The following is a 15,577-nucleotide window of genomic DNA, read 5'->3' on the forward strand; positions in this document are numbered from 1 at the left end:
CTATCAGGCCAATGCGTTTGGTGAGAAGGCTCCCTCAACGGCCGGGATGACTTTCAACCTGCGTTTTCCGGGGCAGTACTACGATGCAGAGTCGGGGTTGTACTACAACGTTCAGCGGCATTACGACCCGGCTGGTGGACGTTATGTCCAAAGCGATCCCTTGGGCATTGGGGCTGGCCTGTCAACGTATGGCTATGTAGCTCAGAATCCGGCCAGCAATGTCGATCCGCTTGGGTTATTCCTGACGACCGTCGACGCAATGTGCATGCATGATCCGCAGTTCTGTGCGGAGCTGTTTGGGACACTTGCACGTTCGCAAGGAGCTATTCAGGCGAAGCTTGGGAATCCGTGTGCTCAGGAGTACTGGGATGCGGTTGCCAGTCTGAGTGAGACTGCTGGCAAGATGGCGATGGTCGCTTCAATCGCGCGCCTTGGAAGAGCAAAGTTACCTCGATATCAAGGGGCTAAGCCGACATACAGTATCAACGAGGCGCATGTGCCCGGTAAGAGGGGCTTCAATCCTGCAAAGACCCCCCTTCCAAATGATGCAGAACGCGTCTTCGAAAGAGCGGTGCCTAGCTCACCTACTAATCCTAGGGCTTGGTTCGGTCGCAATGAGAATGGAACGATCTATCGTTACTCGGCAGGCAATGACGGCACCGCTCACTTTAGCGGTATGGATGGCGTGGGTGATGGGATTAAAAACATCACCCCGTATGCTAAGGCAAGATTGGACGGGCTCTAAATGATCGTCGGACAACGAGAGCGATTTGCGGTGGAGATCGACGTTGCCATGGTTATCGATGGCTGGGTCTATGGCAGCTTCATTTTTTGGATTGACGGTATGAAAGTTGGCGATATGTCAGATCTTTCTGTTGACCTTAAAGGCTGCTGGCATTGGATGAGGGATTTCATTGAGAATCCAATGGACCGATTTGAGCCTGGTTTATATGAAATGGATAAGCGCCAGATCTATTTGAGGCTTGCCTCTCCTATTTTGTATGGAGGTGACCCGACTGGCTTCGCAAAGGAGATGTATCAGCAGACATACGAGCGCTTCCATGTGGCTCACATTGGGATGTCTTCATTCGATAATGTCGCCTTACTTCTGGTCAAGGATAAGGATGGTCGGGAGCACTTGGTTTGGGAGGATGGCGGCGAGATTCGAGATGCTTTCTTGGGCGCCGGCTGTATGGAAGAGGTGCTTGGTGAAGCGGTGGCCGCACTTGAAGGAATTGTTATCTCCGCTGGCGATAAGCGATAGGCGATATTGGGTCGAGATAAAGGTGCGTCTGACGTTAATCGCTCTTCGTGCGAGTATTCCTTCTTTTTTCTAACGGTGCGCCTATGAGGCAGAAGGCCCTGCTGGAAATTTTGTCGGAAGACCCCGGCTCAATCGAATCCGCTTTGCAGACTACTGAACGGCTTCGCAAAGAGTTGGAAGAGGGGGAGCAGAAGGCTGGGAAAATCCTACACTTATAGAATTTCTGGAGGCAATGCGAGCTTGGCTTGAGGCCATGGGTCCTCGCATTAAGGGTAAGCCATCACGGAGGTTTGTGGAGGCAATGCTATCGGCTTCGAAGATCTACGAGTAAGTAAAAGGAACTCAATCGGCGTACGGAGTTCAGGGGGCGTCTAAGGGGATGGCGATTCCGCGAGAAGGATTCGGCTGACGAGGCGGCGATCAGTGTGATGATAGGCGCTTCGCATCAAATGGCACCGCGAAAGCTCGGTTCAACCAACTTAGGCACCATGCCGTAGAGAGAAAGAAAATGGAAGTGTTTCCAGTCGAGATTGCATTAAACAGAGAAGCTGTCTGGCTCGGCTGGGTTTCCCCAGAGGATGGGGGTGCCTCTTTCTTGACGAAAGAAGATCGCCTGATTTTTTCGTGTAACGGCAGCGACAATCTGATGTGGGAAGTGATGAGGATGTTTCCCGGTGCTCAGTTCGGTGTTGCGAGTTTTTTTGATCTCGATTCCATCGTTGGCAAATTTAGTAAAAACTTGATCCTTGAAGGCGATTTCGCGTTGAATGTATGGAACTTGTTGACCGATCTCTACCACACCTTTGGTGGGGCGGACACGACTTTCTCTGAGCGTCACGTGGACGTCTATCGACGCTTGTTCTCTCAAAGCGAATCGGCGCCGATCGTTGGTGTCCGGAGAGTTCGGTTGTCGACACACGACATGGAGGTGGTGCGAGAGGTTCTTTTGGAGGGGGTTGAGCTTTTTGCTCAAAGAGTCGGAGCTGCAAAGGCGGCCAAGAGCCTAGCTACGTAAGGTCGTGAGGTCGAGATAAATGAGAGCAATCTTGCTAATTTTCGTTGCGGCTTTGGTGATCTTCACCTGCGGCCAGCCGGCGGCGGCCTCGCCCTGGGGGACTGATTGTGCTGCTCGCGCATCGCAGGTCAGCATCAGGCCTTCTGGGCGACGAGACGCGGACTTCGACGGGAAGATGCTTCCTTACGGCGTTTTTGTTCTATCCAACGGGTCGGGTAAATCCATCGCAGTACTTGCTGACATATACAAGCAGAAGTACTGGATGGTTCATCCCAACTATCTCTCGCTTCAGCGGAAGGAGGGCGACTCGTGGAAGGACGTCGTTTGGACGCTGTCCGAATATGCCGGGCCTGACAAAAAAGTTGTCGTCCCGAGAGGTGAGGAATGGCAGTTCTTCTATGCTCTGGACGAGCTGGTCAGCAGCGGAGTCGGTCGAACGCAGGAGTTCAGGCTGGTGCTGAGGGATGTCAATAACTGCAAGATCCCATCGGATTCGTTCACTCTTGAATCGCTTGGAAAGCTGGAGGCAGAGAAGTAACCGCGCACATCTTTCAGGGCGTCTTGGGTGTTCTTTGATTTGAGTGGACTTCAATGAATGCGCGTATCAGTCCAAGTCGAACGATGACAGTTCAAACATAGTGCTGGCTGCGCCGCTGCCGACGCGATCTGGATGGGTCGGACGTTGATGGCGGCTGGTCTGCAGAAGTGGGGGCGGGTTCATCTGCTATACGAGAAATGAACTTGCCCATTTTACCTGGTTTCTCCAATGGAAAGAGCTTTATGAAAAGTCCGCACCGCGCTTGGCTCGTCGCTGTCTTGACGGCAGTTATGGCTGCCTGTCATCACGGCCCCACGGCACCATCTGCCGATGGTGGGCTCCTCAAGGAGGGGATGGTCGCTTATGCAAAGCATCCATCCGTGGCCTGTCGTTCAAAGACTGATCTGCATCAGTCCCAAGAAATTGCGAAACAAGGTGACAAGCAAGCGGCACTTGCCTATCTAAACGAGCACTACCTTGTCTTCCAGGATCCTGACGCCGTAAAGATTCTTAGCATCGAACCTAGCGTCGAACCAAATGATGATCAGATGGTGTCGGTCAAGGTTTTGAGCGATTCATCTGTTGGTACGTTATGGATGGCTAGTAAGTCGCTGTTGTTGAACAAGTGAGTTCAAGTACGTCGCAGTTGGAGCTCGGCGTTCTACTTGAGCGCCGTCTCCTTTCTTCGCGTTAAGAGGATGAACGGAGTTAACTGGAGTAGAAGGTAGTCGGCTAACTGTTGGGCGTGCCTTGAATTAACTACTCTTGAGTCGCCCCTGATTTCACGGACACCCTAAAGCGAGGACAATCCTCGCATGGAGGTGTTCGATGGAGAGCCCACGAGGCCTATGGCACCGATCGCATTTGGCGAGCGCTACGCCAGCACGGCGAAACATATGGTCGGCATCGTGTGCGCCGACTGCGTCAAGTCCACGCTATTCAGAACCGTCGACGACGTCGCTCCCTACGGCAGCGGGGTGCCTATCAGCGTGCGCCGGTTGCTCCCAATCGTCTGACTTGGCCGTTCGGTAGGGAAGGAATCAACCGGATCTGGGTGACCGATATCACCTAGGTGTTTACCCGGCAGGGGTGGCTCTGCCTGGCCACCATTCTGGACCTACACAGCCGACGCATCGTCGGTTGGGCCATGAGTCAGTGCCCAGGCCAGGCATTGGCTAGCGACGCGTCGAGAATGGCCGTGGCTCATCGTCAACCGCCACGCGGCACGATTCATCTCAGCGATCAGGGAACGCAGTACACCAGCAAGGCCTATCAGCACCAGCTTCAAGAGGCCGGCCTCACCGTCAGTATGAGTCGCAAGGGAATGACATTCAAAAGGGCCCAACTGTCGGTACGCGATATAGAAGTGGTGCGAGAGGTTCTGTTGGAGGGCATTGAGCTTTTTGCTCAAAAAATCAGGACTGCAAAAACAGCTCGGAGCCAAGCCTAGGCAACGTAAGTATTGGAGATATCGGCCATGGACCAAGAATGAGGTCAGATTCAATTATGGATGGCGGGAAGTGAACCAGATTCCGTTCAGCTGAAAGGATTTCGAGTCAAGGGGAACGAGAGGCGGCTCAATGCGGACAGATCATTCCCGCACTCGATAGAATGGAATTGTCCCCGGGTTTAAGGTATTGATGCGGGAGTGCATGCGGCAATTCCGACCCGTCAAGGAACTGAGGAACAGTTAACGGAGATGCTGAACTCGAGGGGTTAGATTCTAGGCAGCTATCGATCCAAGGATGGATGCAGTGATAACGAGAATTCTGAGTACAGATGGCCGGAACCGAGGGCGCGAAGGCGGACTCGGTTTTTTTGTGTCCTGGCATTGGCTAAAGGAGCGGCGCAAATGACGACATCGAGCAACGGCCAAGGTCAAGCAGGGAGCATGCGTGTGGCAACGGGATCTTCTATGTTCGGATTCGCACGCTCATCGTTGGCGGCGATGTTCCTGGGCTTCCTGGCCTTGGTCCTTCTGTTCGCACCAGGAGAATCTCGCGCTGCTCAGAATTGGCGGGCGCCAGATAGCAACGGCCCATGCTACAACGCGTGGTTCAATTCGAAGGCCGAGGCCGTCGATTGCATTAATAATTGGGTCGCCGTTTATGACTATACGGTCTCCTTTATAGGGAACGTAAATAAAGGGGCGATTCCGAATGGCTATACACTTGCTTATGGCTACTACTACAGCCCCCACACTACGATTGGTAATGAAATCGTAGAGTATCAGTGCAATCAGGACGCCATCTGGGACGACACCACGCATCAGTGCCTTTCCGCTGGGCCGTATAGCCCTCCGAAGAATCTAGGGAACGGCGCTGGCTGCGACGGTGGAGAGGGGCAGGGCGATTGCAGCAAGGCCAATGGCGCGCCTCAAGCTCCATTGCCGCCGGTGATGGCCGGCGACCCGATCAATACGGCTACCGGTAATAAATACGAGGAGGCCGAGGACTTCTCGGATGGGAGCTGGCTGACGTTCCGCCGCTTCTACAACAGTTCGACCGCCGCGACTTCCAATGCCATGGGCGCCAACTGGCGGCATAGCTTTGATCGGACGGTGCAGTACTTCCCTGGGGATACTGCGTCTGTCGCCATCGTGTCGCGGCCGGATGGAAAGCGTGAAACGTTCAAGAAGGTCGGCAATGGAGCATGGACGACTGACTCTGATATCAATGACCGACTCTTCGAAACTGATGACACACAAGGTCAGCCTTCGAGCTTCTCTTTGTTTGTCGCTGCGCTACGGCATACCGAAGTATATGACTCAATGGGGCGCCTCCAATCCGTAAAGGACATTACGGGTCGAGGAGTCACATTGACGTACAGCACAGCCCAGACCTCCGCCGCTGTTGCCCCGGGTGCCGGCTTCCTTCTTTCGGTTGCGGATTCTGCAGGGCGGGAGCTTGGATTTACCTATAACGGGAAGGGGCAGCTCGTACAGTTCACGTCGCCAGACGGTTCGAGCTGGGCATACGCCTACGACACGATCGGCAACCTCACGTCTGTTAAATACCCTGACACAAAAATGCGGCAGTACGTCTATAACGAGTCCTCGCTCACGGGAGGTGCCAATCTTCCCAGTGCGATGACGGGCGTGATTGATGAGGCGGCGACGCGCTACGAGAACTCAACCTTCGATGCTTCCGGAAGGGCGACGGGTTCGGCATTCTCCAATGGCATTGGATCCGTGCAGATTGCCTACAATAGCGATGGCACTTCCTCAGTGACGTATCCGTTGGGCGGTGTGTCTTCACTCGGATTTGCTGCCGCCAGTGGACTTGCTCGTGTCGCGAGTCTGGACCAGCCTTGCGGTAGTGATTGCGGTCAGTGGTGGAAAACGCGGGAATACGATGCCAATGCCAATCCCGCCAAATATGTCGATTTCAATGGCAACACAACCATAACCGTTTACAACAGCGCGAACCTTCGAGCCCAGCAGGTGGATGCGCAGGGACAGTCGAGCCAGCGCACGATCAATACGACCTGGGATACCGCGCTGAGGGTACCGCTGAGCCGTTCCATGTTGGATGGCAACGGTAACCCGGTGACGAAGACGGGTTGGGTCTATAACGCGATCGGTCAGGCGTTGGCTCGTTGCGAGGTCGATCCTGCGATAGCTGGAGCTGCTGCCTATGTCTGTGCTGTCACGGGGGTGGTGCCCGCGGGGGTGCGCCGCTGGACGTATGCCTACTGCGATGCCGTGGATAGCACGCAGTGCCCGTTGGTAGGTTTGCTATTGAATGTGACCGGGCCGCGAACCGATCTAACCAGCACGACGCATTACAGCTATTACTTGAGCATTGACGAGTCCGGCTGTGGCATGGTCGGCGGTGTCTGCCATCGCGCCGGCGATCTCTATCAAGTCACCGATGCTTTGGGCCATGTCAGTACGATAGTGGCCTACGACAAGAACGGTCGTGTGGTCCGCGTGCGCGATGCCAACGGCGTCGTGACCGATTCGACCTACCATGCGCGCGGCTGGCTGCTGACCCGTACCGTCCGCGCCAACGCCAACGGCGCGCCCTCATCTAACGACGCCACCACCCAGATCGGCTACACGCCGTATGGTGCTGTCGCCTCGGTGACAGACCCGGATGGCGTCCAGGTCACCTACACCTACGATGCCGCCCATCGCCTCACCGACATCACCGATGCTCTGGGCAATCGGATTCACTACACGCTGGACGGCGCCGGCAATAAGACCAAGGAAGAGACCTTCGACGCGAGCAATACCCTGCGCCGTTCCCTGGCCCGCAGCTACAACACCCTGGGCCAGCTGACCGGCATCAAGGACGGCCTCAACCGGACGGTGTTCGACGCCAGCTTCACCGACAGCTATGACGCCAACGGCAACCTGGTGCGCAGTGCCGACGCGCTGGGCGTCCAGCGCAAGCAGGGCTACGACGCCCTCAATCGCCTGGTCAGCACCCTCGACAACTACAACGGCACTGACACCGCCACGCAGAACACGCAGAGTGTGTTCGCCTATGGCCCACGCGATGAGCTGCAGGGCGTGAGCGATCCGGATGGTCTTAACACGACCTACGACTACGACGGCTTGGGTAATGCCACGGCGGTGCACAGTCCGGATACGGGGACGTCGAGCTTTGTCTATGACGCCGCCGGCAACCGGATCCAGGCCACGGATGCGCGCAACGTCGTCAGCCACAGCACCTACGACGCCCTGAACCGCCTCACCGCCACCACCTACCAGACCAGCGCCGAGAACGTCAGCTACCGCTACGACGAGGCCGACAGCGTCACTGGTTGCGTAGGCTCCTATCCGGTCGGTCGCCTGACCAGCGTCGTGGAAACCGCCGTCACGACGGTCTATTGCTACGACGCTCGCGGTAACGTGGTAACGAAGCGCCAAAGCCAGGGCACGAACGTCGACACGGTCAGCTACACCTACACCGTGGCCGATCGCCTGGCGAGCATCGGTGCGCCGGATGGCACAGCTACGCAGTACGGAAGGGATGGGGCGGGCCGTATCAACGCCGTCACGGTACTGACGCCCGGCGCCGGCGGTGCCGGTGCCGGCAACGTCGTCACCAACGTGAGCTACCTGCCATTCGGCCCGATCCTCAGCTACACCCTGGGCAACGGCCAGACCATCACGCGCACCTACGATGCCAACTACGCGGTGATGGACGTCGTCAGCCCGGCCCTGAACCTGCACTTCGCCCGCGACGCGATGGGCAACATCACGGCGCTGGGCAATGCGTCGGGCGCCAATCCGGCGATCGAGACCTACAGCTACGATCCGCTGTATCGCCTGACTGGTCTCAAGGACGCTCAGGGGCAAGCCATCGAGGCTTACACCTACAACAAGACGGGTGACCGTCTCAGCAAGACGAGCAATGGGCTAGCGACCGGCACGTATGGCTATCAGGCGGGTACGCACTGGCTGACGAGCATTGGCAGTAGTGCCCGCACCTACGACGCCAATGGCAATACGACGGGAACCTCCAGCGGCGGCGACACCTTCGGCTACGGCTACAACGATCGCAATCGCATGGCGGTGGTGCAGCGGAACGGACAGACCGTTGCCAACTACACCTACAACGCGATGGGCGAGCGCGTGGCCAAGGCGGCTACGGCCAATCAGCGCTTCGCCTACGATGAAGGCAGTCAGCTTATCGGCGAGTACGGTGCGAGTAGCCGTAGCTATGTCTGGCTGGATAATTTGCCGGTGTCGGTGGTGGATACGACTGGTGGCACTAGCACCGTGAGCTATGTGCACGCAGACGCTCTGGGCACGCCGCGAGTGGTCACGGAAGGTACGGGAGCTGTCGTTTGGCAGTGGAGTTATCAAGCGAACCCGTTTGGCGAGAAGGCTGCCTCAACGGTCGGGATGGGCCTTAACTTGCGTTTCCGAGGCCAGTATTACGACATCGAGTCTGGTCTGCACAATAACACCCATCGCGATTATGAATCTGCGTCTGGTCGCTATTTGCAGGGCGATCCAATTGGTTTGGCCGGAGGTCTGGGCGTATATGTGTACGTGGGTAATTCGCCCTTGAAGGCGATAGACCCGCTCGGGCTTGCCCCAGGAGATTGGTATCCATCTATTTCCGCGGCCGGCATGGCGGCAGTTGGCGATGTTATCAATGCCTCAATAAGCTCTAACTTGGAATATGGTGGAACGATCTATCGCACTTGGGATGGTGGTTACTCATATACGGAGCCAAATATTGGTACGGCTACATATGTAGACACCGGTACCGCGCCTCTATTCCACGCAAAAGTAGGTGACTATCACACGCATGGCGCGCCATCCGGATCCCCATGGGACGATGACTTTACGGAGCAGGATACGAATTCCAACGACAATGGTGGTGAAAACGGAGGCCCAATCTACGGCTTTCTTGGCACTACTCATGGGGAAACGAAAATGTACTATCGCGGCGACACGGTGCTCTTGAGTTCCCCTAAGACACCGCCGTACGGCAGGTGCCTATGAAGAGGGTCTTTGCGATTGCGCTGGGGGCGGCGAGTCTGAGCGCGGCAACTGTTGCCGGCTACATGTATGGCAAGAATGGCGATGGCGCACGTACTGCTGTCGTGAGTCGCTCCGGAGTAATTGTTGATGCGCAACTACTCAAGGCGGGTGGGCTCGCATATGAGGTCTTCCTCCGCTCGCTAGCTAATCAAGAATCACCGGACAAGGAGTTTGCAGCATTCATAAAATCTCCTTCTAATTATCGAGTGGCGTTGTCTGGCGATTCAAGGTCATACATTTTCACCTTCTCTCCTAGGCCGTATGAGAGGGGGGGCGTAAAGGGTGCGGTGGTCTATAAAGTGGACCGGATCAACTATGATGTTGAGGCAGAGATACATAAATAAGCGAATGGCTGAAGACTCACTGGTGTAGGAAGGCGCAGTTGCGGTGGCGGTGAATAAGGTCGATGCAATGACGCGCAAGGATGAGTATCCGCAGGACACGATGGCCACCGTTCACCGAGGGCCAAGAACGGGGTCGGATTCACTTATGGATGGAGGGAAGTGAACCATTTCCCGTTTAGCCGAAGGGATTTCGAATCAAAGGGAGCGGGAGACGTAAAGTGATCTGGTTTTCCCGTGAGCCGCCGGCTAATTTTTCGGGTCATCAGGGGGCTAGCTGCGTCTATTCCCAATCTAGTGTTGGTATCTCAATTACCTCTGGCTCTATATCGTAGGGCGAGCAAAAAATGGAAGTATTTCCAGTCAAGATTGCGCTAAAAGGCGAGGTCATTTGGCTTGGCTGGGTTTCCCCAGAGAACGGATGCGACCTATTCTTGACGAATAACGGGTGTTTAATTTTTTCTTGCCATGGTAAAGATGAATTGATGCGGGAAGTGGGGGCGATATTTCCCAATGCTCAAGTGGAGATTGAGAGCTTCTTTGATCTTGACTCCGCTGTTGAAGGGGCGGGAAGAGAAGTTGTTCTTGAAGGCGATCTCGCCCTGGACATATGGAATCTGTTGACCGATCTCCACCACACATTTGGTGGTGGAGGAACGATGTTCCTTGAGTCTCACCGGGAGGTTTACTCGCGGTTGTTCTCCCAAAGTGAGGTTGCGTCGTGGGTTGACGTACAACGGGTTCAATTGTCGGCACGCGACATAGAAGTGGTGCGAGAGATTCTGCTAGAGGGAATTGAGCTTTTTGCTCAAAAAATCAGGATTGCAAAAATAGCCAGGAGCCAAGCCTAGGCTTGGCCGCGTAAGGTATTGGAGATATCAGCGATGGACAGCGAGCACGGTCTTCGCATCTTTGAAGACCACGCTTCGTTGCAGACGATGGCGTGTCTATTGGCTACCGATGGATGGGTGCTCTTTCACCTGCCGGCAGATATCAGCGGCACAGCTGACTTCTTTGAGGCGGTGAGAGCTGTGCTCCCGCTGGACCCACCCGTGAGTACCTCCTGGAACTGGGACGCTCTTTCCGATTCGCTTTGTTCCGGGTTGTATTCAAGCGGCAATCCGAAGGTGGCCATTGTCTGGCCCGGGGTTGTATGCATGGAGCGCAATGATCGGGCTGGCTATCAAATGGCACTAGCGGTGCTCCGCGATATTTCGGAGACGCTCGCTGACCCGAGCTATAACGGACATCGGCCCGTTCAACTGATCGTTGCATCGTCGGCTTTGTAGTCGCCCGACTAGATTGGAGCGTTGATCAGTGGAATGTTAAGCGGTGATGCTTGGTGCGCGACGCCGTGGCGGCAACCCGGGCTTTGGTTGCAAGATCTTCAAAGGTGAGCCCCATGAAGCGACACGATCCCCTAATTTCCACCAGATGCGAGCGATGAGAAGCCAGGGCAAAGAAAGGCACAAATTTGATATTTTCGCTGTCCCGATGTGGATCGGCTTGCTGCTCCACATGACGCTCGTTGTGGGCTGTGCCAACGATGCATTTGTAGAGTCCAGGGACGTTGTGTCGGGTAGTGCAGGGGAATTCTCTGTCGGCATGACGAAAGAGCAAGTGCTTTCGATCGCAAGGCAGGAGGCGGTGCATGCCATTAAGCCTGTGCTGTACCAAGAGCCTTCCGTCAATTTTAGTAATTCTGATTCCCTGGTATTGCCGAAGAGTGGCCACGCTCTGGCTTTGTTCGACAATGATCGCGTGCGTGTCGTGTACACGCTAAGCCAACGCGGGTTCTTGGCTTCAGAGGGGGCGGACAAGGATCCATTGAGTGCCTACTCGGATGAGCGCCCGCATGAATTCCTGCTGGCTCTCAGGCGTCTGCTCGCGACAAATCACGCTCTGTCTGTCCGAGAAGTGGTGGCTTCGGCTAATGGGGTTTGGTTTGACTTGGATGCCCCTGAGGGGAAAGTTCAGGGCACGCCCATCAGTTATGACATATGGTCATTTGAAGTGAGCCACGTAAAGCCCGCGGGCGCGTCTTATGTTGTCTATTTCGCTAACGATAGAGTGGTGCGTATTGCATATTCGCGTCCACGAATTCGAGTGGAGTGAGTCGCGATGCGATGGATGAGTGCTGCATGTAAGGGGCGTGGGGCGTGCCTGGTCAACAGGGCGGCCTGAGTATCCAAAAGAACCAGATGATCCTTGCCTTCGAGCGCATCACTTAGGATTAACGCCTTCTTGCTACCCTCGGTCACCCCAGCAAAGGAGTGACACGCATGTCGAGGATTGCACCTGTAGGCCTGTTCGTTCTTGCCGTCGCAGCCATGCCGGCTTTCGCTCAATCGGATCGCGAAGTCGTTGAAGACATGGTCACCCGTTCCGCTAATGTCTGCCCAGGGCATAGCACCGACCTCACGAAGCCGACCTTGAAGACCGTCCCTGTCGGCGCATTGCGCGTGATGCTGGAGCGTGGCTTGGTGCTGTGTCCTGATCGTCGTCTCGGTGCCGATACGCCTGCGGTGTTCTATGGTCGGGTGGGTGTTTTCGCGTGGAATCCTCAGATCAAGGAGGCCTCGACTGTGATCGTGAAGCAGGTCGACGCGATGACGCGCAAGGACGAGTATCCGCAGGACACGTTGGTGTGGGATGCGAATGGGAACGTGCTTAAACAGCAAACGGTGCCGGCATTCGAGGCGAAGCCGGGTGCGGCGGTGCTTTACCACGTCAGGTAAGTCCCCCCGTGTCGGTCGGATTCAGTCAAGGCACGCCGCGGTGCGGCGTGCCTTGGGCTTGCATCGATTACACGGGCTCGTAGGCCTGGCTGAGGCTGAGCGATTCGGCGTAGTGGCTCAGGTGAAAGATCGCTAAGAAGATTCCTTCCACACAGCTGGGTGGCAACGGCCATTCGCCGGAGGCGGGTGGCTCGGTGCTGGTTTGCTGGTCGCGGAAGGCTTCGCTGTTGGCGAGCAGGCCGGTGAGTACGTTCACTGCCATGCTGATGCCGGCGAGGCGAGTGAGCAGGCGCTGGTGAGAATCTTCCATGTCGTCGGGGACGTCGTAGGGGCGAGCCAGTGGGCTGGTGGGATAAGGCTCGGTGGGAAGCGAGTGCAGGTCTGACTTATGATCGATGGTAGCCATGGTCAACTCTATCCAGTTGGTTGTGGTCAGCGGGTCGGGTGGGGTGCAACCCATCCGGCCCGCGCTGCGCGGCGTCGGTGCCGTGGTCGTCGCGATGTGCGGACGACGCAACAAAACTAATCAAACGGAAAGGGGATGTCTGTCAGGTAAAGCTGATGGACATGTGGCGCTAAGGTGCTGCGCATGTAGGTGAGGCTTCGGCGCTAGTGGCCTGGGAGAAAGCGGTGGATCGCAGAAAGGTCGGGCGCTGGGTTGGCGGCTTCTCGTTGCTGGCGGTCTTGGGTCTGATGCTTTGGCGGTATGCCTATCCGGTGGCTATCACCGCGTTGGTTGCGCCATCGGCATCGTGGACGAGGGCTTCGTCGGTCAGGACACGGGCCGATGTATACGCCATGCTTGGCAAGCCGGACGAAAGTGCCTGTGCCAAGGACTATGAGAATTGGCGGGTCGAGCACTGGTGGGGGACGGAGCAGCTGAAGATTCTCGCAGAGGGTTGCGAGATGGGGGCGAAGGTAGGTTCCGTCTATTACATCCTGCGTGTGGATGGCTTTTATGAGCCTGCCGCTATCCGGGTGCTTCGCTAGTCAGTACTGCGATTCGGTCTCGTGTCACGCAGTTCAGAAAACAGCCGGCGATCATATGGAAATCAAAGTCGTTGCTTCATTTCTCGGAAAACACGAAAACCTGTCCGCTTTGGGGGCGCCCTTTAGAATGGAGTCCCTGGCCAATGCAGGAATCTCGATTGAGTTGATGGATGGCGTATCCATAACTCTTATCGAGCAAGCGATTGTCTATTTTGTTAGCTCTCTCCGTTCTGCTGTCACCGATCTGCCAAAGGGCGGGGAACTTCGCGTTGCCGTCTACTTCAGTCCGGACGAAGTGGCTGCCTTTGTGGTTTCACTTCCACGGGAGGTCATCAAGCTGCTCGCCGATGCTGGCTTGGCTCTGGAGGTGGTGGGCTTTCCCTGTTCGAGTTGAGTCGCGCGTACGACGGTATTGATCCAAAGGTGGGCGTTATGGCGAGGTCAAATACGGAAGCATCGCGGCACCGTGACCCACGGACGGTACTGGAAGCGGCTTGCGATCTTTATGAGGCAGGTCAGCGCAGCCGCGCCGCAAAGCTCTTCAAGCAAGCGGCGGCGGCCGGCGTGATCGAAGCGCAGGTCAACCTGGCGAATATCTACGATGCCGGGGATGGCGTCAGAAGCGACTTCCAGGCAGCGCGCTACTGGTACAGACGCGCAATTGACAGGGGAAGCTCGGAAGCGGCCTATAACCTGGCCGTGAGCTATTTGAATCGGGACAACTCCAGATGGGCGCGCTATTGGCTGCTTGTCGCTGAGAAACTAGGCGACGAGGACGCGCTGGAACTTCTGGAGAAGCTCTATTAGTTCCTTTCCATTGCCCGAACAAAGGATGGCTGGATGGCAGATTTCTACACGGTAGAGTTCCGCATCTCCGGAAAGGATCTTTCGCCTGCGGAAATCACCGAGGCGATGGGCATTCAGCCCACGCGCGTGCTCCAGGTGGGCGAGCGCCGGACCGCATCAAGCAGTTTCGATCAGGCAACTTGGTCGTACGAAGGTGCGGCTGGCGAGGAGTGGACTTCACTCGAAGTTGGATTGAATAGCCTCATACGAGAGCTTCTTCCGAAGCGTGACCTTATTTCCGGGTTTGCGAAGCGCTTCGATGCCTGCTGGTGGTGCGGGCATTTTCAGGACTCTTTCGATGGAGGTCCGCGGCTCTCGTCTGATTTGCTCCGTGAGCTGGCGGACTTTGGCATTCCGGTTGCGTTGAGCAGCTACAGATCAGCCGATTCGTGAGTCGAGGCTTCAGATGTCGCCGTGCAGTGCCTGCAATGCCGCCAGCGCGGCTAACCCTGCGGTCTCAGTACGCAAGATGCGCGGTCCCAACCGCAATCCTTGAAATGCCGCCGCGCTGAGCGCGCTGACGTCACGCTCACCCAGCCCTCCTTCCGGCCCGACCACCAGTAGGCCTCCGCTCGGCGGAAAGCTCAGCGCACGTGCCTGCACTGTGCCCTCAGGCAGCAACGCCAACCGTAGTGCGCCATCGTCGGCCGGAAGATCGCGCAGCCAGGCTTCCAACGGCAACGCCGGCGTGATTTCCGGCACGACAGATCGCCCGCTCTGTTCGCACGCGCTCTCGGCCACGGCACGCCAATGCGCCAGGCGCTTCTCAGCGCGCGCAGCATCGAGCTTCACTTCCGAGCGCTCGGTATGCAGCGGCACGATGCGCGCGACGCCCAGCTCGGTGGCCTTCTGCACGATCAGGTCCATCTTTTCGCCGCGCGCGATGCCCTGGGCCAGGGTCAGGCGCAACGGGGATTCGTTGTTGACGCGCTCGCTGCTGTCGACGCGCACGCTCACTTCGCGTTTGCCAACCGCGGTGATGGTGGCGGCGTAGTCGTTGCCGTCGCCGTTGAACAACACCAAGGCATCGCCGACGGTCATGCGCAGTACGCGGGCGACGTGTTCGCCGGCCTGGGTGGGTAGGGCGAATTCGGTTGCGGTGGCGAGGGGGTGGGGGACGTGGATGCGGATGGTGCGCATGGCGGGTGGGTGGGGGGAAAGCTCTATGTTAGCGGGATCGTTGAGGCTGAGACGCTTAGCGCGTCTAGGGGCGGGCGAGGGCCAGGGTGGTGTGCACTGCTCCGCCCGGACCCTCATCCGGCTGCCGCCACCTTCTCCCGGAGGGAGAAGGGTTCCACCCTGGAGGTTGAGGACGCAGTCGCAGCGTTTGTGCGTGTCGC

General features: G+C 56.9%; 18 protein-coding genes and 2 pseudogenes. 18 read left to right on the forward strand and 2 right to left on the reverse strand.

What is annotated here, in order from left to right:
* Positions 1-22: 22 nt before the first annotated feature.
* From BM172_RS11650 to BM172_RS11700, 14 genes and pseudogenes are all read left to right on the forward strand, one after another.
* A pseudogene (locus BM172_RS11650) lies at positions 23-745 on the forward strand (RHS repeat-associated core domain-containing protein); the annotation flags it as partial.
* Entirely contained in the window at positions 746-1,264 is a 519-nt protein-coding gene (locus BM172_RS11655; RefSeq protein WP_026633533.1) for an Imm42 family immunity protein, read from the forward strand. It begins immediately after the preceding pseudogene.
* 199 nt (positions 1,265-1,463) lie between these two features.
* Positions 1,464-1,595, forward strand: a pseudogene (locus BM172_RS22975) (DUF7660 family protein); the annotation flags it as partial.
* Positions 1,596-1,772: 177 nt separating this feature from the next.
* A complete protein-coding gene (locus BM172_RS11660) occupies positions 1,773-2,279 on the forward strand; it encodes a hypothetical protein (protein ID WP_143096503.1) in 507 nt (168 codons plus the stop codon).
* Positions 2,280-2,298: 19 nt separating this feature from the next.
* The gene (locus BM172_RS11665; protein ID WP_026633531.1) at positions 2,299-2,817 is read left to right on the forward strand and encodes a hypothetical protein; all 519 of its coding nucleotides are present in this window, start codon (positions 2,299-2,301) and stop codon (positions 2,815-2,817) included.
* A 242-nt stretch (positions 2,818-3,059) separates the two neighbouring features.
* The gene (locus tag BM172_RS22165) at positions 3,060-3,446 is read left to right on the forward strand and encodes a hypothetical protein (RefSeq protein WP_143096504.1); all 387 of its coding nucleotides are present in this window, start codon (positions 3,060-3,062) and stop codon (positions 3,444-3,446) included.
* A gap of 233 nt (positions 3,447-3,679) precedes the next feature.
* On the forward strand, positions 3,680-3,889 hold the full coding sequence (locus BM172_RS22525; RefSeq protein WP_366236312.1) for a hypothetical protein: 210 nt from the start codon (positions 3,680-3,682) through the stop codon (positions 3,887-3,889).
* Positions 3,890-4,267 carry a DDE-type integrase/transposase/recombinase gene (locus BM172_RS11675; protein ID WP_051548323.1) on the forward strand — a complete coding sequence of 126 codons (378 nt, stop codon included), beginning with the start codon at positions 3,890-3,892 and terminating at the stop codon, positions 4,265-4,267.
* Between the two features lie 402 nt (positions 4,268-4,669).
* Entirely contained in the window at positions 4,670-9,283 is a 4,614-nt protein-coding gene (locus BM172_RS11680) for an RHS repeat-associated core domain-containing protein (protein ID WP_081805003.1), read from the forward strand.
* Positions 9,280-9,666, forward strand: a complete 387-nt coding sequence (locus BM172_RS22170; protein WP_143096505.1) for a hypothetical protein — start codon at positions 9,280-9,282, stop codon at positions 9,664-9,666. The genes BM172_RS11680 and BM172_RS22170 overlap by 4 nt, the downstream gene beginning before the upstream one ends.
* A 344-nt stretch (positions 9,667-10,010) precedes the next feature.
* The gene (locus BM172_RS11685; RefSeq protein ID WP_143096506.1) at positions 10,011-10,514 is read left to right on the forward strand and encodes a hypothetical protein; all 504 of its coding nucleotides are present in this window, start codon (positions 10,011-10,013) and stop codon (positions 10,512-10,514) included.
* 33 nt (positions 10,515-10,547) lie between these two features.
* A complete protein-coding gene (locus BM172_RS11690; protein ID WP_026633529.1) occupies positions 10,548-10,952 on the forward strand; it encodes a barstar family protein in 405 nt (134 codons plus the stop codon).
* 43 nt (positions 10,953-10,995) lie between these two features.
* Positions 10,996-11,778: a hypothetical protein gene (locus BM172_RS11695; protein ID WP_143096507.1), complete on the forward strand. Its 783-nt coding sequence runs from the start codon at positions 10,996-10,998 to the stop codon at positions 11,776-11,778.
* A gap of 167 nt (positions 11,779-11,945) precedes the next feature.
* The gene (locus tag BM172_RS11700) at positions 11,946-12,401 is read left to right on the forward strand and encodes a hypothetical protein (RefSeq protein ID WP_026633527.1); all 456 of its coding nucleotides are present in this window, start codon (positions 11,946-11,948) and stop codon (positions 12,399-12,401) included.
* 67 nt (positions 12,402-12,468) lie between these two features.
* Here BM172_RS11700 and BM172_RS11705 read toward each other — a convergent pair whose 3' ends face one another.
* Positions 12,469-12,807 carry a hypothetical protein gene (locus BM172_RS11705; RefSeq protein ID WP_026633526.1) on the reverse strand — a complete coding sequence of 113 codons (339 nt, stop codon included), beginning with the start codon at positions 12,805-12,807 and terminating at the stop codon, positions 12,469-12,471.
* A gap of 224 nt (positions 12,808-13,031) precedes the next feature.
* On the opposite strand from BM172_RS11705, the gene BM172_RS11710 reads away from it, so the two are divergent.
* Genes BM172_RS11710 through BM172_RS11725 form a run of 4 tightly spaced genes read left to right on the forward strand, consistent with a single transcriptional unit; the run spans position 13,032 to position 14,630 of the window.
* A complete protein-coding gene (locus BM172_RS11710) occupies positions 13,032-13,391 on the forward strand; it encodes a hypothetical protein (protein ID WP_143096508.1) in 360 nt (119 codons plus the stop codon).
* Between the two features lie 55 nt (positions 13,392-13,446).
* Positions 13,447-13,785: a hypothetical protein gene (locus BM172_RS11715; RefSeq protein ID WP_143096509.1), complete on the forward strand. Its 339-nt coding sequence runs from the start codon at positions 13,447-13,449 to the stop codon at positions 13,783-13,785.
* Between the two features lie 38 nt (positions 13,786-13,823).
* Positions 13,824-14,198 (forward strand): tetratricopeptide repeat protein, encoded by a 375-nt coding sequence (locus BM172_RS11720; protein WP_051548321.1) that lies wholly within the window; start codon positions 13,824-13,826, stop codon positions 14,196-14,198.
* A gap of 33 nt (positions 14,199-14,231) precedes the next feature.
* On the forward strand, positions 14,232-14,630 hold the full coding sequence (locus tag BM172_RS11725) for a DUF4279 domain-containing protein (RefSeq protein WP_026633523.1): 399 nt from the start codon (positions 14,232-14,234) through the stop codon (positions 14,628-14,630).
* Positions 14,631-14,639: 9 nt separating this feature from the next.
* On the opposite strand, the gene BM172_RS11730 is transcribed toward BM172_RS11725, so the two are convergent.
* On the reverse strand, positions 14,640-15,377 hold the full coding sequence (locus BM172_RS11730; RefSeq protein WP_026633522.1) for a 16S rRNA (uracil(1498)-N(3))-methyltransferase: 738 nt from the start codon (positions 15,375-15,377) through the stop codon (positions 14,640-14,642).
* Between the last annotated feature and the right edge of the window lie 200 nt (positions 15,378-15,577).

Source organism: Dyella marensis (genome assembly GCF_900112865.1).
Classification (GTDB): Bacteria; Pseudomonadota; Gammaproteobacteria; order Xanthomonadales; family Rhodanobacteraceae; genus Dyella_D; species Dyella_D marensis_A.